Origin of the sequence: Faecalibacterium sp. DFI.5.82 (assembly GCF_029076575.1) — a bacterium.
GTDB lineage: Bacteria > Bacillota > Clostridia > Oscillospirales > Ruminococcaceae > Faecalibacterium > Faecalibacterium duncaniae.
Map to the genome: position 1 here is coordinate 1 of NZ_JARFIS010000484.1, position 312 is coordinate 312.

A 312-nucleotide genomic window follows, 5' to 3' on the forward strand; every position below is an offset into this window, starting at 1 on the left:
AGTAAAAATAGCAATAGAAATCGCAGTAAATTCACTGATGATATAAAGGCGGACAAAAGTTGGAGGAATTTTTGATGTAGATCTGATTACAAATAAAGGTTGTTATGATATGCTGACATTAAAGAGCAAAGATGTCGGAGAATGGAGGACGGCACGATGGCGTTTGACTATAAGAAGGAGTACAAGGAGTTTTATCTTCCACCCAGGAAGCCGGGTATTGTGACTGTTCCGCCGATGAATTTTGTGTATGTACAGGGCAGGGGAGACCCCAATGAACCAGGTGGGGAATATCAGGCGGCAATGGAGTTGCTG

General features: G+C 42.9%; 1 pseudogene. It reads left to right on the top strand.

The annotated features are described in order from the left end of the window. Nucleotides 1–156: 156 nt before the first annotated feature. Nucleotides 157–312 (top strand): annotated as a pseudogene (locus P0G09_RS17525) (GyrI-like domain-containing protein); the annotation flags it as partial.